The 22,875-nt window shown below is 43.6% G+C and carries 14 protein-coding genes; 5 read left to right on the top strand and 9 right to left on the bottom strand.

All coding sequences use genetic code 11. The features are described 5' to 3' along the window. Positions 1-89: 89 nt before the first annotated feature. The gene (locus tag RA086_RS01550; protein WP_308702173.1) at positions 90-1,409 is read right to left on the bottom strand and encodes an ammonium transporter; all 1,320 of its coding nucleotides are present in this window, start codon (positions 1,407-1,409) and stop codon (positions 90-92) included. A 759-nt stretch (positions 1,410-2,168) separates the two neighbouring features. On the opposite strand from RA086_RS01550, the gene RA086_RS01545 reads away from it, so the two are divergent. The 3 genes from RA086_RS01545 (at position 2,169) to RA086_RS01535 (ending at position 9,838) form a co-directional block, all read left to right on the top strand. Further along, positions 2,169-2,435 carry a hypothetical protein gene (locus tag RA086_RS01545; RefSeq protein WP_308702172.1) on the top strand — a complete coding sequence of 89 codons (267 nt, stop codon included), beginning with the start codon at positions 2,169-2,171 and terminating at the stop codon, positions 2,433-2,435. A 345-nt stretch (positions 2,436-2,780) separates the two neighbouring features. Continuing rightward, the gene (locus RA086_RS01540; RefSeq protein ID WP_308702171.1) at positions 2,781-6,122 is read left to right on the top strand and encodes a MucBP domain-containing protein; all 3,342 of its coding nucleotides are present in this window, start codon (positions 2,781-2,783) and stop codon (positions 6,120-6,122) included. A gap of 419 nt (positions 6,123-6,541) precedes the next feature. Continuing rightward, a complete protein-coding gene (locus RA086_RS01535) occupies positions 6,542-9,838 on the top strand; it encodes a MucBP domain-containing protein (RefSeq protein ID WP_308702170.1) in 3,297 nt (1,098 codons plus the stop codon). 115 nt (positions 9,839-9,953) lie between these two features. Here the strand turns inward: RA086_RS01535 and RA086_RS01530 are convergent, their stop codons facing one another. Further along, positions 9,954-11,390 (bottom strand): MFS transporter, encoded by a 1,437-nt coding sequence (locus RA086_RS01530; RefSeq protein ID WP_308702169.1) that lies wholly within the window; start codon positions 11,388-11,390, stop codon positions 9,954-9,956. Next, positions 11,387-11,929, bottom strand: coding sequence for a PadR family transcriptional regulator (locus RA086_RS01525; protein ID WP_308702168.1), 543 nt, complete (start codon positions 11,927-11,929; stop codon positions 11,387-11,389). Before RA086_RS01525 ends, RA086_RS01530 begins: the two co-directional genes overlap by 4 nt. Before the next feature lie 159 nt (positions 11,930-12,088). On the opposite strand from RA086_RS01525, the gene RA086_RS01520 reads away from it, so the two are divergent. Then, entirely contained in the window at positions 12,089-13,255 is a 1,167-nt protein-coding gene (locus RA086_RS01520; RefSeq protein WP_308702167.1) for a hypothetical protein, read from the top strand. A gap of 135 nt (positions 13,256-13,390) precedes the next feature. On the opposite strand, the gene RA086_RS01515 is transcribed toward RA086_RS01520, so the two are convergent. Both RA086_RS01515 and RA086_RS01510 read right to left on the bottom strand, forming a co-directional pair. After that, positions 13,391-13,627, bottom strand: a complete 237-nt coding sequence (locus RA086_RS01515) for a hypothetical protein (protein WP_308702166.1) — start codon at positions 13,625-13,627, stop codon at positions 13,391-13,393. 61 nt (positions 13,628-13,688) lie between these two features. Next, on the bottom strand, positions 13,689-15,101 hold the full coding sequence (locus RA086_RS01510) for a C69 family dipeptidase (protein ID WP_308702165.1): 1,413 nt from the start codon (positions 15,099-15,101) through the stop codon (positions 13,689-13,691). Between the two features lie 296 nt (positions 15,102-15,397). On the opposite strand from RA086_RS01510, the gene RA086_RS01505 reads away from it, so the two are divergent. Then, entirely contained in the window at positions 15,398-16,603 is a 1,206-nt protein-coding gene (locus RA086_RS01505; protein WP_308702164.1) for an MFS transporter, read from the top strand. Positions 16,604-16,682: 79 nt separating this feature from the next. Here the strand turns inward: RA086_RS01505 and RA086_RS01500 are convergent, their stop codons facing one another. The 4 genes from RA086_RS01500 to RA086_RS01485 all read right to left on the bottom strand — a co-directional run bounded on the left by RA086_RS01500 (position 16,683) and on the right by RA086_RS01485 (position 22,875). Next, a complete protein-coding gene (locus tag RA086_RS01500) occupies positions 16,683-18,161 on the bottom strand; it encodes a hypothetical protein (RefSeq protein WP_308702163.1) in 1,479 nt (492 codons plus the stop codon). 97 nt (positions 18,162-18,258) lie between these two features. After that, positions 18,259-19,308: a DUF916 and DUF3324 domain-containing protein gene (locus RA086_RS01495; RefSeq protein WP_308702162.1), complete on the bottom strand. Its 1,050-nt coding sequence runs from the start codon at positions 19,306-19,308 to the stop codon at positions 18,259-18,261. A gap of 30 nt (positions 19,309-19,338) precedes the next feature. Continuing rightward, positions 19,339-20,088: a WxL domain-containing protein gene (locus tag RA086_RS01490; RefSeq protein WP_308702161.1), complete on the bottom strand. Its 750-nt coding sequence runs from the start codon at positions 20,086-20,088 to the stop codon at positions 19,339-19,341. 924 nt (positions 20,089-21,012) lie between these two features. Beyond that, the gene (locus tag RA086_RS01485) at positions 21,013-22,875 is read right to left on the bottom strand and encodes an ABC transporter permease (RefSeq protein ID WP_308702160.1); all 1,863 of its coding nucleotides are present in this window, start codon (positions 22,873-22,875) and stop codon (positions 21,013-21,015) included.

Genomic DNA, 22,875 nt, shown 5'->3' with positions numbered 1-22,875 from the left:
CAGTTTCATCATAATTAAAAAAATAAAAAATTTTCAAGTATAAAAAAATAAGCCTGGTCAGAAACCCCAGACTCATCACTTTACCACTTTCACCGAAAGCGTTGATGATTATTCATTAATTTAGCCAGTTGACCTTGAAATTCATTGCTATGATTCTGAATATCGGTCAGTTCGGAACTCATTGGCACGGTGTAGTCCGCAACTTCCCCATGCTCCCCTTGGTCCAAACCGAGTTTTTCTTCGTCGACATCGACTCGCATCTTCACGACCCGCTTCAAAATTACGATGATTCCGATACAAAGTACCGTCGTAAAGGCAATCGTGAAGCCTGTCGCAAGTAATTGTAGGCCAAAGAGTTTAAACCCACCGCCGTAAAATAACCCATTGGTCGTGATCGTTGAGTTAACAGCTTTGGTGGCAAATAGCCCCGTCATAATGCTACCCATGATTCCAGAAACTCCGTGACAGCCGAATGCATCCAAAGCATCATCAATGCCTAAGCGTGGCTTGAGCAATGTGATGAAGGCATAGCTTGTCATCGTGGCAATCAGCCCAATCCAGAAAGCCCCACTAGTCGTCACATACCCACAAGCCGGTGTGATCCCAACTAAGCCACAGAGCGTCCCGGTACAAACACCAACCAACGTTGGTTTACCTTTAGTGATCATATCAATGACCATCCACGTCATCATGGAAGTCGCGGTCGCTACGGTCGTTGTCAAGAAGGCCTGAACGGCAATGCCATTCATCGCTAACGCCGAACCCGCATTGAACCCATACCAGCCAATCCAGAGAATAACCGTACCTAAGAGTACCCACAAAATGTTGTAATGTTCCTGTGGCTTCCCCTTACTATAGTTGTAACGCGGTCCTAAGAATGCTGACAACACCAGCGCGGTAATCCCAGCATTAATATGCACGACCGTTCCACCGGCGAAATCAATCACACCGAGATGAGCCAAAAAGCCGTTATCCCAAACCATATGAACCATAGGATAGTAGATCAAAATGGACCAGCAAATGATGAAGGATAACAAGAACTTAAATCGAATCCGACCAACGACCGCACCAACGAACAGTGCTGGTGTGATGATGGCAAACATCATTTCAAAAATCATATACAGTCCAGTCGGAATCTTGGTTGGCGTTAATGCCGACAGATCCACGCCGTGCAACCAGATTGCCTTCAAATCCCCAACGACGCCGCCAAAATCACCTGAAAAAGAAAGTGAGTAGCCCACTAACACCCAGAGCAAAATTGCCAAGCCACAAATCATGAATACTGATAACATCGTATTCACAACGTTCCGCTTGGTGACTAACCCGCCATAGAAAAACGCTAGGCCGGGTGTCATGAACAATACCAATATACTAGACAAAACTAAGAACGTTGAATTTGCAGCACTCATAATTACAACTCCTATCCAGACCACTTGATGTAAGAAATTATAACATTAATTATGAAAATATCTTATTATTTTTTAATCCGCTACAGATTTTTTGCAATTATCCAATAATTAATAAGTTAATTTAGTGACTTTTACTAATCACATGTGATGTTTTGTGACATTCAGTACAGCTGTCTGTATTTAGAAGTATCCGCATAATATGTCGCTCCGGTTGGTCTGGCTTGATGCTGGAACGTGGTGGCCACGTTTGTGAGCCAAAGGTCGGGCTCACAAGCCGGGCTTTTCCTAAGCTGGAAATTCACCAGCAAAGGAAAATTTCACCACTGAGCATCATCCAGCCCGCCCTGCGCTAATTAACGAACCTTAATATTAATTGGATCACATCAGATAGCTTACAAATAGCCACTATCTGACGTCGGAGTGGACCAGTATGTTCACCGTGTCAAGACACTTAGCTGGGCGAGCTTACCCAGGTTAGTGTCTGGCCGACTTTTAAGACGTGACTTTCGGCTTGAAATCGCCCTGTAGACCGAACTTTGGCTACAGGTCTGCCTCCACGGTGAACGTGCTGGTCCATGGAGACGGCCATTACACAATTATTTAGAATAGAACCACTACAGTTTGTTAAGTGATATCCCTTAAATTTCTACTAAAAACAAAATTGTTCCGCAAAACACCTTGGCAAGCTTAGTTCCAAAATGGTAAAATTTTACTAAGCAGAATATTTAATGCGTCAACTAATTATGGTGGGATGATTTTATGCAACAAAAACTGACTGGTCAACGACGATTGTTACTTTTCGTTGGTTTAACGATTATCAGTATCGGTTGTGCCCTATTAGGCAAATGGGGCCGCACTGCAAGTGTTGTGCTAATTGGATTTGCCTTAGCAACTTTAACGAGTGGATGTCTACGGTTTTGCAAGGCCCGTGGCTTCCAACAAGGAAGTAGCATGCTACTTTCGCTCGTTATCGCCGCAGGTTACGTGCTTGTGATTTTAGGAAGCTATGGTTATTTCCGTGGCTAAGTACATAAGAGTTGATCACGATACCGTGGTCAGCTTTTTTGTTTTCTTATATTAGTTCCAGTTGTTTGTGGCAAAAAATGGTTCAGCCACTATCTCGTTTTTTCGGACGAGATAGCGATGTAACACCTGAAAACCCAAGGAAAAATAAATTTTACTAACTATAAAGACGAAAAAAATTGAATCAAGCGGCACATGTACAGGCCTGCAAATTGAGGTACTAATCGGATCATGGTATACCAGACTCGAAAGCAATGAGTCGGCACAACCAAGCTAGGACTTATCCCATGTAAGCCCAAAACCACAATTACTAAAAACTCATTGTCTTTCGGAAAGGTCGCTTAGACGATGCGTTTAACTAAATTACAACAGATACAAAGAATTACAAAGCAAAACCAGCGACAACAGTTCAAACGAACTTGGGAAACTCGGTTAGTTTTACTTGGAAGTAGTGTTGGTTTGGGAGCGGTATTATGGACTTTGCCTGTAGCCGCGGCGACAATCCCTACGGCAACGATAACGCCACAATCAGCAACGAGTTCAGTGACAACTAGTGCGGCAGCAAGTACCGGTTCAGTTGCCCTTCAATCAGCTAGTTCAACGAGTTCTAGCACAGCAGTTAGCTCAGCTGGTTCGGTAGTACCAACAACTTCGGTTGCTACGAGTTCAGCGACGACAACTACTACCTCAACTGCGACCAGTTCAGCCACGACAACCGCAACAACCAGTAGTGCCAGTCAAACGGGTTCAACTGCAACAACTTCACAAGTCAGCAGTGGTGGCATAACCTTCGTTCTTCCAACATTAACGGTTACTTCCGGAAATGTGAACTTTGGGAGCACTGGGTCTAATGGCAGTGCAGCGTCAGCAGGATCATCTACAACTGGAACGACAAGTACAGTTGCTAGTGCCGCAACGAGCACAACATCATCAACCGCAACAACGAGTACGGCAACAAGCACTGCAACGAGCACAACATCATCAACCGCAACAACGAGTACGGCAACAAGCACTGCAACCAGTTCAGCAAGTCAAGCATCAACGAACAGTAGCGATTCTGCAGCCGGTTTAGCTGCGCTACCAGATTCGACGGTCATTAGCTTTGCTGACCCGGCTATTGAAGCAAACGTCTTATCTCATTTGAACGTTACTGGCCCTATCACATTAGGTGACATTCGAAACTATAGTGGGTCGACCTTTCTGATTGGAACAGGGTACGAAGTTCCTATAGATGTCACGACATCATTAGCCGGAATGCAGTACTTACAATGTTTGCCAAAGACAACGTTGATTGACCTCAATCTTAATATGACATCACCAACTGTTGATTTATCACCATTGGAAGATGATCGCTATACCCGAATCACTCTTAATGTTGACGATATGGCAGCAATGAACCTTCAGCCATTATTAGCAATTGATCCAACAACAATTACGTCGCTGCAATTAAATGGTTCGGCTGTGATGGACATGAGTGTTTATCAAAATATCCCAAACGGCATGACGAATTCACAATTAGCAGAAATTGCGCCATGGTTAACCGCCATCGATAAGACCTCTCCTCATCTGATCAACATGAACTTGTCAAATGACTCCTTAACCGACTTTTCACCATTAAGCGGTTTTACAAAGCCAGTGATATTTTCTGCATTAGGTGAACGGGTCAATTATGATGCAACACCGGTATTCTTTGTCGACGGCCAACCTGGTACTTTCACCGGATTACCATTGACTGCCCCCGATGGGACTTCACTGACGAGTGACTATGCCGTTACTTTAAGTGGTAGTGCGACTCAAGCGGTAAATGATCCGACCCACCATCCAGAAGTTGACTTGACAAATTTGGGTAATGGCAAGTATGAAATTCCAACCCCTTACCCAACTGTGCCAAATGCTAACTGGTTCGCTTATGGTTTGAGCGGTTACTACGAGTTTGATGGTAAGACCCCAATCAATCTCCACTTCATTGAACACACTTATCCAAACGGTACGGATTTTGAATACGATATCATGGTCTATCAACCTGCTTACTGGTTAACAAAACCCGAAATAGCCGTCGAGTATGTGGACGCAAAAACCGGTGCTGCCCTTCAACCAACAACATTGTTCCAAGGGACCACGATTGGGTCCGCCTATGATCTGACGCCTCAAACCAAAATTGCCGGATATTCATTTGACGCGCAAAAGAGTAGTTCACCAACTGGGACGTACACGCAAGATCCACAAGCCTTGACCTTTGCGTTTGCCCAAGAGCCAGCCGCTCCGATTACGGTAAACTACATTGATATGGACGGTAACACTATTGCACCAAGCACCACAATTAATGGCTATGTGGGCGCTGCTTATCAAAGTCAGCCTTTAACAGTCGCCGGATACACGCTTTTACAGGCGGCTGTATTACCTACGACTATGCCAACTAGCGGGACGTTATCTACCACTCCAGGCAAGATCAATTACGTTTATAACACAAATACGTTAACGCGGACCATTCAATATCTTGATGTCACGACTGGTCGCGCCTTAACGGCTAATAGTTTTTCTGAACCTTATAAGAGCACAACTAGTTATGATCCAGCGACACAAATTGCCAATTATGAAGCGGAAGGTTATCAATTAGTCACAAACAATTATCCAACAACTGGGTCATTGTTTGGTGATCCAACGCCAACTGAAACTTATGAAATTGAATTAGCACATAAGACAGAAACCTTAACACCTACGACACCAAATTTGCCAACCGGCGTAATCCTTCAAAATGACGTCACTCGCACGATTAGTTACGTCAACAAAGCTGGTGAATCTGTTGCGGCACCAACGGTAGAAACGATTACCTTTAATCGGAATGCCGTACGTGACATGGTTACTGGTGATGTCACGTATGGGCCATGGGTCGCCACAAATACGGATGCTTTTGATGTAGTCACCCCACCAATGATTAACAATTTCACGCCAAATACAACTGCTATTCCAGCAGAAGCTGCGGTGGCTGAAACAGCACCGGACGAATTTGACACCGTAACTTATTCACCAGTTGCCACATCCGGCGCATCAAGCGGTGCGATGAGCACGGCTACTAGTGTAGCTACCAGTGCCACAACTAGTGCAGCCACTAGTGCGACGACTAGCACGACCACGAGTACCGCTACTAGTGCCACAACTAGTGCAGCTACCAGCGCAACAACTAGTGCAGCTACCAGCGCAACAACTAGTGCAGCTACCAGCGCAACAACTAGCGCCGCTACAAGCACGGCTACTAGTACCAGGAGTGCGGCTACTTCAACGACGCCTAAGCGTGTCATGAGCATGACGCCAACTAGAACAACTAGCGTAACTAACACGACACCAACCAGCGAAGTGGCACAACCAGCGACACCAACGCTGATAAATCGGTCTGGCGAAACTAAGTCAGCAACGATGACTAAGCTAACTGCGCCAGTTGTTTCTGAATCCAAGACGACGGCAACACCAGTCCGTCTACAAAAGCAGACGACAACTAGTGCGGCGGCATCCGTAAAGCTCGCTAATGTTACTGGTTCGCATCAAACTGCGGCTAAATCAGTTCAACAGAAACAAGCTGGATTACCTCAAACAAATGAGCAATCCAATCACGCTTCTTTGTTAGGTTTAATCTTAGTAGCCTTAGTTGGATTCTTCGCTAGTCTGAAACGGCTATTCAAACGAGAATTTTAGCTGAGTCATTAGGTTGCCTTTAAACAGGCTGTGACAACAGTCTAATATTTAAAGCAGGTCATAGAAACTTTGACTGCTATAAGAGTTGATCACGATACCGTGATCAACTCTTTTTTGCTTCCTTATATTAGCCCCAGTTGGTTGTACTTGAAAATAGTCCAGCCGCTGTCTTATTTTTCAGACAAGATAGTGATGGAACGCCTGCAGACTCAGTATAAAATAAACCTTACTAACGAAAAAGGCGAAAAAATCGATTCAAGCATTGCGTGTACAAGCTTGAGAATTGAGGTGACCGCTGAATCATGGTACACCAGACTTGAAAGCAATGAGTCGATACAGCCAAGTTAGGACTTATCACATGTAAGCCTAAAACCACAATTGCTAAAAATTCATTGTCTTTCGGAAAGGTCGCTTAGACGATGCGTTTAACTAAATTACAACAAATACAAAGAATTACAAAACAAAACCAGCGACAACAGTTCAAACGAACTTGGGAAACTCGGTTAGTTTTACTTGGGAGTAGTGTTGGTTTAGGAGCGGTATTATGGACTTTACCTGTAGCCGCTGCGACTACCCCTACGGCAACGATAACGCCACAATCAGCAACAAGTTCAGTGACAACTAGTACGGCAGCAAGTACGGGTTCAGTTGCCCTTCAATCGGCTGGTTCCACGAGTTCTAGCACAGCAGTTAGTTCAGCTGGTTCGGTAGCACCAACAACTTCGGTTGCCACAAGTTCAGTTTCGACAACTGCTTCGACTGCGACCAGTTCAGCCACGACAACGACAACCTCGGCCGCAACCAGTTCAACCAGCAGTGCCGCAACAACGAGTACGGTAACAAGTGCCGCTTCTAGTGCCGCAACAAGCACAACGGCAACGAGTACCGCGACAAGTGCGACAACGAGTATGGCAACTAGTGCAGCAACCAGCGTCGCGACTAGTACCATGACTAGCACCGTGACAACAACCGTAACAACGAGTACGGCAACAAGCGCCGCAACCAGTGCAGCAACTAGTACCGCGAGTCAAGCATCAACGAGTAGTAGCAATTCAGCAGCCGGTTTAGCTGCATTACCAGATTCGACGGTCATTACCTTTGCTGATCCGGCTGTTGAAGCAGACGTCTTATTTGATATGCATAGTTATGGTCCCATCACATTAGGTGACATTCGAAACTATAGCGGGTCAACCTTGACTATCGGGACGACGAACGTGCCACTACAAATTACGACATCATTAGCCGGGATGCAGTACTTACAATGTTTGCCAAAGACAACGTTGATTGACTTCTATACTAGTTTGACATCACCAACCTTTGATTTAACACCATTGGAAGGTGACCGTTTTGGCGATTTGACCATTGATGTTGACGATATGGCGGCAATGAATCTCCAACCATTGTTAGGAATTGATCCATCGACAATTGTGTCGCTTCAACTAAATGGTTCGACTGTGATGAACATGAGTGTTTATCAAGGTATTCCAGATGGGATGACGAATTCACAATTAGCAGAAATTGCGCCATGGTTAACTGCCATTGATCAGACTTCAACTCACCTAGTAAACATGAATTTGTCAGATAACTCCTTAACCGACTTCTCATCATTAAGTGGTTTTACGAAGCCAGTGCTATTTTCTGCATTAGGTCAACGCGTCAATTACGATACGAAACCGGTATTCTTTGTCGACGGCCAACCCGGTATCTTCACCGCGTTACCATTAACTGCCCCCGATGGGACTTCAATGACGAGTCATTATGCCGTCACTTTGAGTGGTAGTGCGACGCAAGCCGCAAATGATACGACTCACCATCCAGAAGTTGCCTTGACAAGCTTGGGTAATGGCGAATTTGAAATTCCGACCCCTTACCAAACCGTGCCAAACGCTAACTGGTTCGCTTATGGTTTAAGTGGTTACTACAATTTGACCACTGCGGCCCAATTGGATACCAACTTCGTTGAACACACTTATCCAAACGGTACGGACTTTGAATACGATATTATGGTTTATCAACCTGCTTACTGGTTAACAAATCCCGAAGTAGCCGTCGAATATGTGGACGCTAAAACTGGGGCTGCCCTTCAACCAACCGCATTGTTCCAAGGGACCACGATTGGGTCTGCCTATGATCTGACGCCTCAAACTAAAATTTCTGGATATTCATTTGACGCGCAAAAGAGTAGTTCACCAACTGGGACGTACACACAAGATCCACAAGCCTTGACCTTCACGTTTGCTCAAGAGCCAGCTGCTCCGATTACGGTAAACTACATTGATATGGACGGTAACGCCATTGCACCAAGCACCACCATTAATGGTTATGTAGGCGCTGCTTATCAAAGTCAGCCTTTAACAGTCGCCGGATATACGCTTTTACAAGCGGCCGTATTACCTACGACTGTGCCAACTAGTGGGACGTTATCTACCACTCCAGGCAAGATTAATTATGTTTATAACACGAATACGCTAACACGGACCATTCAATACTTTGATGTCACGACTGGTCGAGTCATAACAGCTAATGGCTTTTCTGAACCTTATAAGAGTACAACTAGTTATGATCCAGCGACACAAATTGCCAATTATGAAGCGGAAGGTTATCAATTAGTCGCGGATAATTATCCAACGACTGGGTCATTGTTTGGTGATCCAACACCAACTAAGACTTACGAAATTGAATTAGCACATAAGACGGAAACTTTAACACCTACGACAGCAGATTTGCCAACCGGCGTGACCCTTCAAAATGACGTCACCCGTACAATTAGCTACGTCAACAAAGCTGATGAGTCTGTTGCGACACCAACGGTAGAAACGATTACCTTTAATCGGAACGCTGTACGTGACATGGTTACTGGCGATGTCACCTATGGGCCATGGGTCGCCACAAATACGGATGCCTTTGGTGTGGTCACACCACCAATGATTAGCAATTTCACGCCAAATACAACTGCTATTCCAGCAGAAGCTGCGGTGGCTGAAACAACACCAGACGAATTTGAAACCGTGACTTACTCACCAGTTGCCACATCCGGCGCATCGAGCGGTGCGATGAGTACGGCTACGAGTGCCACAACTAGTGCAGCTACCAGCGCAACGACTAGTGCAGCTACCAGCGCAACGACTAGTGCAGCTACGAGTACCGCTACTAGTGCAACAACCAGCATGGCAACGAGTACCGCTACTAGTGCGGCGACAAGTGCAACGACTAGCACCGCTACGAGCACGGCTACTAGTGCAGCTACCAGCACAACGACTAGCACGGCTACTAGCACTGCAAGTGCCGCAACTTCAACGACGCCTAAGCGTGTCATGAGCATGGCGCCAGCTAAAACAACTAGCGTAACCAATACGACACCAACCAGTGAAGTGGCACAACCAGCGACACCAACGATGATGACTCGGTCTGGCGAAACTAAGTCAGCAACGATGACTAAGTTAACTGCGCCAGCTGCTTCTGAATCCAAGACGACCGCAACACCTGTCCGTCTACCAAAGCAGACGACAACTAGTGCGGCAGCATCCGTAAAGCTTACTAAAACAGCTAATGTTACTGGTTCACATCAAACTGCGGCTCAATCAGTTCAACAGAAGCAATCTGGATTACCTCAAACAAATGAGCAATCCAATCATGCTTCTTTGTTAGGTTTAATCTTAGTGGCCTTAGTTGGGTTCTTCGCCAGTCTGAAGCGGCTATTTAAGCGAGAATTTTAACTGAGTGATTAGGTTGCCTTTAAACAGGCTACGATAACAGTCTGATATCTAAAGCAGGTCATGGAAAGTTTTGACTTTCCATGACCTGCTTTTGTGTCTAATTAGGCAACTAAGTTTAAGCTTGTTGTCGACGCCGTAATAGCCGAACGCCAGTGATTCCCGTTGCAACCAAACAGATGACCAATGACACCATGAACGCCACGCGCATCCCGTCGATAAAGATTTCAGGATGAGCTGGCAAGTATGACGTGACTTTATAACCAGCCGACTTGCTCATGGCATCGTATAGCACCGTCGTTGCCACGGAAATCCCGATGATCATGCCGAGCTCACGTGCTAAGGCATTGATTCCACCGGCAACTCCAAGGTCTTTCACTTCAACCGAACTCATCACGATTGAGTTGTTCGGCGCTTGGAAGACCCCGTTACCGAAGCCGACTAACCCGATAAAGAACATGAAGAACCATAACGGGGTAGTCAGGTCCGCAAACATATAGCCAATCTGACTTAATGAAATCAACACTAACCCAATGAACGTCAATAATTCTGGGCCAATTTTATCGGAGATCGCCCCAGCAATTGGTGCCACGATCACTTGCACAATTGGGAAGGTCATTAAGGCGTAGCCAGCGTAGTTAGCGGCCAATCCGCGGGCATTTTCCAAATAAAATGGTGAAATCACATTAAAGAAGAAGTTCGCTACAAAAATCAGAAAGGCACAGAGAATACTAATCGAGAAGCGTGAATTCTTGAAGAGTTGTAACGCTAAAATAGGATTATCATGATGCAGTTCGACGCGTACAAAGACGACGGTCGCCACTAACGCAATCGCAAAAGCCCCTAAGATAATCGGTTTAGTGAAGCCAATTTGTTGCCCAATAAAGACGCCTGCAAACAAGCTGACCATCATAACCGCGAACAATATGGCGCCTGGTTTATCAATCGGCTGCTTACTCATCGTAATATCTTTTGGCAAGATCACTTGCCCTAAAATAATAGCTAAAATTCCTACTGGGACGTTCATCCAGAAAATATACCCCCAGCTCAAATGGGCCAGGATCAGCCCACCAATCCCAGGACCGGCGATACTACCGAGGGCCACGAATGAACCAATCATCCCTAACGCGCGACCACGTTCCTGGAACGGAAAGACTTCGGTAATAATCCCATTATTGGCACTCATCGTCATCGCTGCGCCCACTGCTTGGATACTCCGAGCCGCTAGTAACATGCCTAGACCAGAGTTAAATCCGCACAATAATGAGCCAATCGTGAATAGGACGGACCCAATCTTAAAGATCCGAATCTTGCCGTGTGAATCGCCTAATTTACCGAATAATAACAATAGCGCACAAATAATAATCAAATAAATTGAAACGACCCATTCGGCTTGGTTCATGGGAATCGACAACGATTTGCTCATCACGGGCAAGGCAATGTTGACGATACTGCCATCCAAGGTCGACATAAACGTAAATAGACAAACGGCAATCAAAATCCACCAACGCCGTTTTTGAATTTGCGGATCAGCCGCAAATGATGTTACTTTCATAATTCTTTTGCCCTCTTTGCTTGAATTAGCGCAGTGATCCAATCAAATTGGACCTGCGCACGTTGTTCTTGGAGTGACGTTGCTAACAAGGCATCCGCAATATCCGCCGCCAACATATGGGCGTTATGCTGCAAATGCGATTTTTGCGTGGCTAATCGTGTTAGTTGACCTTGCGCAAACGCTTGAAAATCAGTCAACACGCTAAGTTGCTGGTCACGTGTCAACAAATGTAAAAAATTCAACTTAATCTGGAACGTCAGTTGAGTCTGCTTATTCAGCGCAACGGGCGCGAGCACTAGTGCCCAAAAGTGTTGCCGACCACTAGCAGTGAGCGTTGCGACTTTCTGGGGTCGTTTACTCGTGGTCGTTTTGAAATCTAACGTTAAGTCCCCGGCACCTGCCAGTTTATCTAGCAAGGGATAGAGTGCCCCGAAACTAATCGTCAACTCTTGCCCAACCACCCCTACCAACGCTTTGCGCAACTGGTAGCCGGTCATTGGTCGATCCATCAACTGACCTAAAACAAATAATTCATACATATTTTGCCACCTAACTTTTAGAGCTTCATTAGTATATATATCTTTTAGATATATTGCAAGTATCCTCACCTTGTTAACCACCATAAAACGGACTAAAAGCAACGGTTCCCTAGTAAAACGTGCTATAGTTAAACGATAACAATGAAGGGGGTTAGACAGATGAGTTCAATTATGGAAGATTTACAACTGGCCGAGCAACAGGCCCATCTCATCAATCTTTATCAAGCCAACAGCGATGTGGTTTACACCGGCTATATTGATAGTCTGGCACCCGATGGCGTCGTCCTGAATACCTATGACGATGCCGGGCTCCAAGACGGCGCCGTCTTCATGCGCTACCGGGTCATTGATGAAGTGGAAATGATGAGCGAGGATTTAGACAACATGGCCTTTCGCATCGAAAATGCTGGTGACGAAAACTTGAGTACCGTGCCACAGTCACCGGTCCATTTCAACGCCGAACACGCCGAATTGTCGCAAATTTTGGCGAGTGCTTTAACGCAAAAGCAAGTCATTTTGTTAGTTACTACGATCAGTGACAATTATTTAGAGGGCCAAGTCCAAAGCTTGGCGGAATCAGAATTCGAATTTAAAGCCTTTGATAAATTTAATTATCAACAACAAAAAACTAGCGCCATTAATTATGACGCCGTCAATATCATTGAATTCCGTGGCAACGAGCTCTTGCTTGAAAGTGCCTATGTCAAAACGGCTTATCACCACGTGGATTCCATCAAGGTCACTGGTGCACAGGCGACTAATGACACCTTAGTTCATGCTCAAGCGAATCATGAACTCATTGCGATTCGCTCCGCTGACGGTTCAGAGATGTTCTTCGTTGGTTTTGTGAATGCGCTGAATGCCGACAGTGTTGTGATCAATTTGATCGATATGACCGGACAATTTGGTGGCTACACCTTGTGCCGGCGATCATTAATTGAATCAGTGACTATTCAATCAGATTATTTACAAACTATGCGCGGCTTCATCGAACTGAATCAACAATTTGAATTAAGCGTGCAACCCGTGTTAAATGATGAACGGTTATTCGATCCAACGATTGATTTATTTGAAGCCATCCTGCGTCAGGCGGGCAACTTCAATAACTTGTTGCATTTAACGACCGACAATCCGATGCTGCCCGACATGACTGGTTATCCAGGCACCGTCACCAATGGTCACTTTATCTTCTACAACATTGAAGACGATAATCAGATCAACCGGGTGGGAACCATGATCGATTTAGACGCAGTGGTCGAACTCTCATTTGGCTATATGGATGCTTATTTATTAGAAAAACGTTTGAAAGATACTGGGAACCTGTAAGTCTCGACTTCAAGGTAACCAAAAATCTCTCTTAGCTGGTTAGCACAACCAGTTAAGAGAGATTTTTTTGTTACTTTAACTATTTATCGTTAAACGTCCGCCAACCGGAATGAATCTCCGTTTGGCGCCGCCTATTTATAAGCGTTTTTCGACGTGATACTTGCGTGCGTCTGGCTTAGGACCATCCGCCGAAATGAGATCATCCGCATAAAAGACCGAATAACCCTGATCTTCTTCAAGCGGTTTGGCAATTAAAAGCCCGCGTTTGCGGCCTTGTTGCGCGTTGTAAATATCTGCACTACGTAGCGCTTCGTTATAATCATGGGATTCGGAAATTGCGTCACCCGGATTAAATAAAACATTTTCATCCATTTCAGATCACCCCTTTGGATTAGTACCTTAATTATACACACTTAACGACAAAACGAAAATTTTAAAGATTGATATCGACATTGTAAGTCAATTTCGATAAAGTTAACCCTTTAGTAATCAAACGACCAATTAAGTCTTCGGCTTTATCACGCATGTCGGCAACCATTACCTTATCTTGAGCCGTCAAGAATTTGGTTAATTCTTCACCAGATAATTTGGCCGCTTTAGCATCCGTTTCGGCAACGAATTGGCCTAATGCCATCCGACATTCCTTCAAGTAATCAATGTCTTCTTGCACAAAGTCCGCATAATGCGATTCCACAATCATTGAGACCGTCCGATATAACCAGTAAGCACTCTTCCGGTCATACGTTAATGGCGTATTTGCAAAACTAGCATCAGTTTCAGAAACATTCGCATGGAATGGCAAATATGGTGCAAAGGCTGGCATCCCGAAAGTCATCCACATAATGGCACTTTGATCTTCTGGAACATCATTCCGAATTTGCATCACGTGTGAATTCTGCGTCCGATTCATCGCGATTGGCCGGAATTTTTTACCTTCTGGTGAATCAGTGAATGGATCGTACTTCGTTTCATTGTAATGTGAGCCTAAAACATATTCCACATCCGCAACTGAAATCTTCTTTGCGGCATGGCAAATGAATGGTAATTCACTTGATTGTGGATCTTGTTCGATTTCTGGATTGAAGTAATGTTGACCGTACCAAACACGTGGCGTATTGTAGTGACGATCTTTTTCATTGTCAGTCCCGAAGATATGCCGGAAGTTAAAGCCTTCCTTGTCAGGATTCAAATGATGTTCGTCAACAAATTCGCGAATGCCATCTGACCACATGAAGTTGTCCGAATCATCAAAATCGATCCATTGGATAGCCACTTGGTTTGCAGCGACCGCGTAAGCATCGTCTGGAATCCGTTGTGCAACCCAGTGATGACCAGTCACAATTTCCATGTACCAAACATCATTCTTATCATTGAACAAGACTCCGTTACCTTCAGGCGAGCCATATTTAGCAATCAATTGGCCTAAATATTGCACCCCTTCTTTAGCGGAATTGATAAATGGAATAACCATCGTTGGTAGTGAATCCTCAGCCAACCCATTTTTGATAAATGGATCGAAAGTTAGCGTATGTTCGTTACCGTAGACACTTTCAGTTGAGGAAATGCCGACGTTTTTTTCATTAAAACCATTTTCTTCAAAGACACCCTTTTCAGCAACTTCGATGTTAGGCACCCCTTGGTAGCGGTAACCATCAGCTGGTAGTGGCGCTGTAAAGCCGTTCTTACCAGAAGTTAACGTTTCGTTACGACCGTGGACCGCTGGATGGACAATAAACTTTTGTGGTGTAATGGGCATAAAAGTATCATCGTTCCGGGCAATCATTGTAGAGCCATCAACACTGGCTTTTTTTCCTACTAAAATGGTTGTACAAGCTTGTTCGTTCATGAAAACACTCCTCTATTATCATTATGAATACGTTTTACCACTTTCAATTTTACACGCTCTAGGTAAAAATGCTAGGTTGCATGGAAACGTTAACAAAAATTCTTACGCAATTTTAATGGGCCGATGCTCGACCATTTTAATAACGGGTTTTGAAATTAATGCAAATTCACTCATCAATCCAAGTAACAATTAAAAATGAGTTGACACTTTCCCCTTAAATGATAATATAATTAAATATTGATTATATTTTTAGTCATAAATACATAAATAACGAGATATTTAGAAACGGGTTGACCATGGCCAAACAAAATGTGGTACTAAAGTACTACCTTTATTCAATATTCACACAACTTCGCTTTACACGAATTGTTAATGTTATTTTTTTAGTGCAATTTTTAAAATTTAGTCTTGTTCAGTTTGCTTTTCTGCAATCATTGTTTCTTTTTTCTCAGTTTGCTGCGGAAATTCCAAGCGGTATTCTTGGCGATCTGTTCAAAAAGAAAAGCATCGTGATGACCGGTTTATTAATCCTCACGATTTCCCCATTGATGCTATTTTCAATCTTGTTATTAACAAAGACTACCGGTTTTATTTTTTTATTGATTTCATTTATTGCGGAAGGTGTTGGCAACGCACTATTAAGCGGCGCTGACGATGCCCTTTTTTATGAAGCGATTCGCGATGAGGGCAAAGAAAAGCAGTATGGCAAAATAAGAGGGAAAATGCAATTATTTACAGCGATTGCAACGGGACTGGCAACTTTCTTAGGCGGCTACTTTTATAGCATCCAACTATTTTTGCCCTATCTGATGCAATCACTAATGTTGGTTTTAGGTTTAATCGTCCTATTGACGATTAAAAACACCAATAACCCTTCCCAAGATAATAAAGAAATCGACTCTAGTCCCAGTCTTATGAGTATCCTAACCGTTTTTAAAGAGATGTTAAATGCTTCAAACGTCTTCTTTATGTTTATTTTTACGACATTAATTGTGGCGATGGTCAATGCTGTTTTTTCATTGCTACCCGCTTATGTGTCAAAATTAGGATTTTCATCCGCTGCTAATGGAATTATCTTTATGATTTTCAGTTTTATTGGCGGAATTGTAGCAACACAGGCTTATCGATTCTCAAAGCTTAGTTATAAAAAACTCATACTGATGATTTCAAACCTGCTGGTTATTGGCTGCCTTTTTCAAATTCAAACGAATCATTACCTTTTCTTACTTGGGATTGGGATGCTATATATTACAGTGGATATTTTAGATCCAATCGTTATGGAAATGTTAAATCTATGGGTTAAGGACGAGTCTAGAGCCACTTTTATTTCAGGCCTTTCCTTTTCCATTAGTTTGGCAACCATGATCGTAAATCCAATTATTGGTTTTATTACTCAAAAGTTCGGCACGGTTTATATGCTCGTACAAATTTCAATCATCACAATATTACTAGTGATCATGTCTTACTATTTAATCTTAAAATCCAAAAAACGCAATTCATAATATTAACAGCTACTTTGACACTGCAAGATGGTCTAAAAGCCTAGTACCGATTAACTTTCATCGATACTAGGCCTTTTAGTTAGTTTCCATTGACTGGGACGTCCGCCAACGTCCACTGAATCGTCGCCGCATATTTGCCAACCTTCATATCCGGACCGGCTGTAATACAAATCTTCGGACCTACCGCAGCGGCATTATTTCCAAAGGGAATTGAAGTGAGCGTCTGCGTATCGGTCGCGGCTTTTCGATAAACAACGACGCTTGAATCAAGCGACTGTTCCTGCAAATTCTTATCCAGAAAATGAAGGTACGGTCTCAAATCATAGCTATCTTTAGTGTCTGAGGCAACCGTTTGCGCCGAAAGTTGCCATGGTACTGGCTTACTACGATGGTCCTTGACCGTAATTTCAAAGTTAGTTACGGGGAAAAAGCGTGTTGGGCGCATCGGCACCGTGACTTCTCCAAAATCTAGCCCACCCATGCTCTGATTAAAAATGACAGTTCCATGGCTTTTAGTCACTTTTACCACGATCGTATTTGACTGAATATAGCCTGGTTTCGTTGCGTAGATTGGCACCTCAATCGTTTTACCAAGCTTTAACGCTTCAATCAAAGTTGATAGCATTTCGACGCTGTAACTACTCTCAAACTTGACATCCGTTGTATTCTCGACCTTAAAATCAAGTTGCTTGGCGATTGCCTCTGGTAAGGTCTCCGGCGTTAAGTCCGCGGAATCTTCAAGATCAAATTCTGGATTTTGTGCCGCATGTGACAAATTCAATTTGTACTGAGAAGCACTCGCCGCGTCGCCCGCAGCATTACTCTCAGTCACCGTGACTGCCTCTCGATCACTCAAATAGACTCCCAAAGGATTCTTCAACGCCAGCTGATACTTGCCACTTGGTGAAATCTGCTGTTCATTGTCTGGATCGATATTACTAGTGACATAATTACCAGGTGTCCCGTGGCCTTCAATCGTTTGACTAGCCGGCGTTAACTGATCGATTGTCGGCTTAGTATTGAGTGGTTGCGTCTTAATCGTGCCAAAACTATAGGTGGTCCAGACATTCGGATGTTGCCGAGTCGTTAGTCGAAACCCAACCTTCAATGGCAGCTTTGATTTGATATTCTTTAGACCCACATTGATATAGTGATCATAATTAGCGCTAAAACCAATACTAGTCGTCGTCTCCCCACCACCGTATGGCGTATTACCGTAGTATTTTATTGAATCAGCCAGATCTAGACTTGATTGCTTCCCAGACATGACCACTAATTCAAATTTTAGAATATTATTCTTTCTAGCAATGTCTTCATCAATAGAAGCATTGCCACTAAATTTAACATCAATCGTTGTTGTGTCACTGGTCACCCGATGATCGTTGCTCGTATAATTCGCACTCACTGACGTCAATTCAGGAAATCGTCGTAACTCATTCTGATACTGGCTCTGCATCGGTTGCGCAGCCGTTTTTTCAAAGTAAGGGTCACTTAACGATAGGTTGTCGAAATGACTAGTACCGGTTTGCGCAACTGCCGTCAATGGTTTGTCTGTCACAAAAGTCAATAAAACACCGATGGTCAGCAAAAGTGGCCAAAACTTACTTATGGGAAGCCACGATTTTGGGTTAGATAAGCGCTTCGCTGCTAGTTTTTTACTCATCTCGTCGCCGTTTCCTTAAAAAGAAGACCAATCCAGCCAGTAATCCACCGATCACCAGCATCCCCACCGCTCCCGCAACTACTAGCCAGATGGAATTGAGCCCCTTATTTTCAACGGATTGGTGAGCCAGCTTTTTAGCAGCAGACGCAGTAATGGTAAAGTCTTTTTCAAGCACCCAGCGCTGTGACTGGCCCTTAACAATCATTTTCAACTGATAATGACCGGATTTTAACGCCGACGTTCCCGTTAAAAGAGGATAGTGATACACCGTGTTCGGGGCTAATTGTACCGACGCTTTTTTGACAGTTTTCACCACGTCGCCAGTGGCCTTACTAGTGATGGTTGTCGTCAAGCTCAAGTTTTGATTGATTGTCGCTGAAACATTCCGCAAATCAGCGACGATGGCTTGGTGTTCATTAACCACTTTGGGTTCAACTTGTCCCAGTTTGAGTGCTGGTTTGGGTGTCTTGCCAAGCGAATATTTCATCCCAATGACATAAGAATACTGGTTACGAACGTTCATTGACCCTTTGACCTCACTGGTGACTTTCTCAGTGAGTTTTTCGAAATACCAACCGCCTAACATCGTGCCCTGGAAAGCCGTTTTCGGAATCTTGACCTGTGCTGTGACGACTTTAGTCCCATTTGCCGGTACTGTCACCACTGATTTCCCTTGAACTCGCGTCAATTGACCAATCTGAAGTTTTAACGAAGGATCAAAAACCGTCGTTGGTTTCACATATTCGATAACACCATTGCCATTAGTGTAGGCCGTATGAATGCCCGTTTTGACCTGAATATCACGATTAGTCACATTATAAATAACAGCTTTTAATGTTTGGCTCTGACCAGAAGATAATTGCAAATCAAAATAAGTGTGCGCTGTATTAACCTGATTTTTCGGTAATTGCGCTGACACACTGAAACCAATATTATTACTGGGTCCAGTGGTTGCCGCGCGACTCACTTGTGCTAAAGACAAGCCCACTAACAGTCCTAACATGACCCTGACGATTCCCCAAAATCGTATTTTCATCAACATCCTTTAAACCCCTTACTGCGTGAACCCTTTTTACGCGGGTGTGTCGGCCAAAGTCCAGTTAAGATCCGTGCTGTATGTCCCTGGTTGTGCACGATTAGCTGGAACGTCTAACATAATATCCTTAGGTGCAAACTGTGCAGTCGTTACCCCAGCAGCTTCTTTCCCGGTAAATGACAAAATCGTATTAGACGACTGATCTAACTGAATGGTCGTCGCATTTCCCGCCTGTAGTGCTTGTTCGGGCGCCTCACCACTACGATGAATCACGGCACTGGGCCACTCGATTTTTGCCCCATCGACGCTCGTATTTCCCGTTGAGAGTGGCGATCCTGAAACCCGCAATTGCCAATTGGCATTAGCACCGCGGCCATCCGCAACCTCAACGATAAAATTCGTTTTCCAGTCATCTGATACCGCCTTAGTCAATTTGGACTCGTTCAAGGTCACTTCTGCTGGGTATTTTTGTGCCTGAAACATATCAATTAAATTTGCCGTTTTCCCGAAGGTCATGTTTTCGGTCACATAAACAAATGACGCCCCAGACTTCACATTCGTAACTGTTCCTTGACCCAAGACTGGATCGGTCACCGCCGTATTAGGATTATTAGGATTCATTGGTTTTAGGCTGGTCGTGTCACTAGCATCAAACTGAATCTTGGCAGTCGTTTTACCGGTTGCCAGTGGTTGATCTGGGCTAGTAGTATCGGCAGCTTTAACCGTAGTCGGGGCCACCAATATGGCCAAACTAACTAAAACTAAACGTGTGATTAATCTTTTCATGATCTGTACACTCCTTATTTCTGATAGCCTATGCTTAGATAGGTTTGATTAGTCTTCTCCAATTGGCACTCAACCAATTGTGTACAATCAAAGTATAATCTGACCGGATTTCACTGGCAATAGTCCCGCAGAGTGGCAATTGTTCATGACAATTAATTTTGTGTAATTTAACAATTAAAATGGTATGTAAGATAAATACAGCGTTCCAATGATTCCCATTACAAAATATCTATATTCTGATATTTTGTATAAACTGTCTTGATTCATTTAAATTCAGTCAACAAACTAAAAATTGATTATGTTCACCTAAATAATCAGCACAAGTGATTCTGTCAAAAGTCGTTGATGCCAATTTGTGCCCCCAAACGCCATAAATTACTTAATTATCAGGTTCGTTTATCGCCCATTAAGCGACTATTTCTGTTTAGGTTAATTTCATTCAACGATTCTTTTTGTGACCCGTACTGCCCAATAGCTTAAAAATCAACTATAAATAACTTTATTTTTACCGAATGACGTCAGTTTAAGAAAGTCTTCTTATTTTTGAAAAATCATCGCCACACTTTCTTCATATTTCGTTGGTATATTATATTCATAGCAATTAAGGATTCCCCTCCAAGATTGCTACTATAACAATTAACATTCTTTTCATTTACTCCTCCAAAGTAATGAAATCCGTCAGAGCGCGTAACTCTGACATGCCTAGTAAGCGGCATGTGAACGCCCCCCCGCTTATATGAATAAACGCTTGCTAGGTTCTCAGCATGTGATTCCCCAATTGCATGCTGACCTACTCCTTTTGACCTTCGTATTCCCGTACGAAGGTTTTTTTGTGCAAAAAACGTGCGATGAGAAGTCAGTTCACACTGACCCACCATCGCACATCATAGTATCCAAATGCTGAATTCATAAATTTCCCCGCTGCTAACGCTGAATCTGAGTCAACCGATCTTGATGAATCCGGTAAAAGCCCGTACGAACATGCTGGTGATAAGTTTGACGGACGCCGCGACTAAAGCGACGATCATACTTCGGTACAACAACATATTCATACTGATTTAAAGTCTTGCGAAAAACCCGTGGTGACTTGCTGAAAGTTGCTTGGCCACTCGCATTATTTGTAAAAAAATAATAATTCGCTAAGTAACCGGCATAATACGTTGTGACTTCAACTTTTTGCGGATCAACAATTAAAATCTTAGCATGATTGAGTTTGGTCCATGGCTGGGCCACCTTAGAGAGCGTAACTGGCAAAGCACGACGATTATAGTGATTCGTAAACGTGGTGCCATTAATTTCAGAATACATCATAATAATGGCAAAAAACATGACTAAAAATGTTGCTAACTGGTAACCATTTTTAGTCCAAATTGACTGATACGTGAGTGTGCTACGTGCTGCCAAGTCTTGTTCGTAAAACGTTTCGTCAATCACACGAACCATAACGATCATCCCAATAAATAAGTTTAGGACAACAACGGTCGACATGTACCTTTCAAATCCATCTAGGGTAATTGCCTCAGCATATGGCATCGATAACACGTACATGCCCAAAAGGCTGCCATAATAGAGGCCAGTAATCAGGTCGAGTCCTCCCAGTAATTTGACCAAAGGATTGGGGTGATGGCAACCATACTTAATAATGGCCCACGCACTAATCAAACCAATATTAATCACTAAAAAGCCTTGGGTCGATAATGAGTTCCAACTGAAAATTTGCTTTAAAAAGGCTTGTCCGATTTGCAAAAATCCCTGAACACCGTCATGAGCCAGTTGACTTTGATAAGCAGCTGCATTAATCTCATGCTTCGAAGTTGTGAACGTTGAATGGACATGGCCCTCCCACCAAATAAACGGCAGTGCAGCGATGACTAGTGTCCCTAAGAATTGCCACGTTAATCGGAGGATTTGTCGAAACCAGTGTCCGGTAGTACGATGTCGAATCAACGTGACTAAGTAATCAATGACTAAAATAGTCACGAAAAAAGCTGCTGAGTTTTTAACCAGTAGCAATGTGCCACAAAACAACGCCACGTGAGCCGCCAACATTTTGGGCCGATACCGATAAACAAAAATACCCACACAACCCGCTACGGTGAGAATCGCTAAGACATAGTCAACGAGCAAATTATTGAGACGAATATTGATATTAAAAACATATGAAATGGCAATCGTCAGGCATAAGAGCATCGAGTTCAGCCCGCGAGTTCGATCCCGAAGTGTGGCAAAAATCGAATAACTCCCCGCCCAGATCAAGATATATTGGGCAACCAGCATATTACCAGCACTAAAGCCAGTAAATGTCACAAACTGTGTGATAAATAGTGCCGTGGCTGGCGGATAAGAGGTAAACGAAATAATCGTATCCTGTGCCCCTGGCAAGTGACCCGTATACATTAAGAATTTAACAATGGTCGCCCAATGAGAAAAGTTATCATAATGGATTAGTGGGCTCTGAAATAGCACGACTGCCATGACAATTCCTAAAAAGATCATCCAACTGTCAAATAAGTGCAAACCTTCATAATGAATACTGACCTTACCCAAATAACCGAAAATTAGGCGGCTCAACAACAAGAGAACGCCTAAACTAGTAACAATCCAGATTCCCGGCCGAAGTAGGTTGACCATAGCAAATCCGTATAGCATTATAATTTCAACTAAAATTCCTGTGATCCAAGTTAAATAGGGATTAACATGACAAAGACGTAAGGTACTACTATAGCCAATTAACGCTAACGCAAAGAAAACAAACCCCAAAACCGCCAAAACAATCCCTACTTTCAC

Source organism: Lactiplantibacillus brownii, from assembly GCF_031085375.1.
Lineage (GTDB): Bacteria > Bacillota > Bacilli > Lactobacillales > Lactobacillaceae > Lactiplantibacillus > Lactiplantibacillus brownii.
This window is presented reverse-complemented; position numbering and strand designations above follow the sequence as displayed.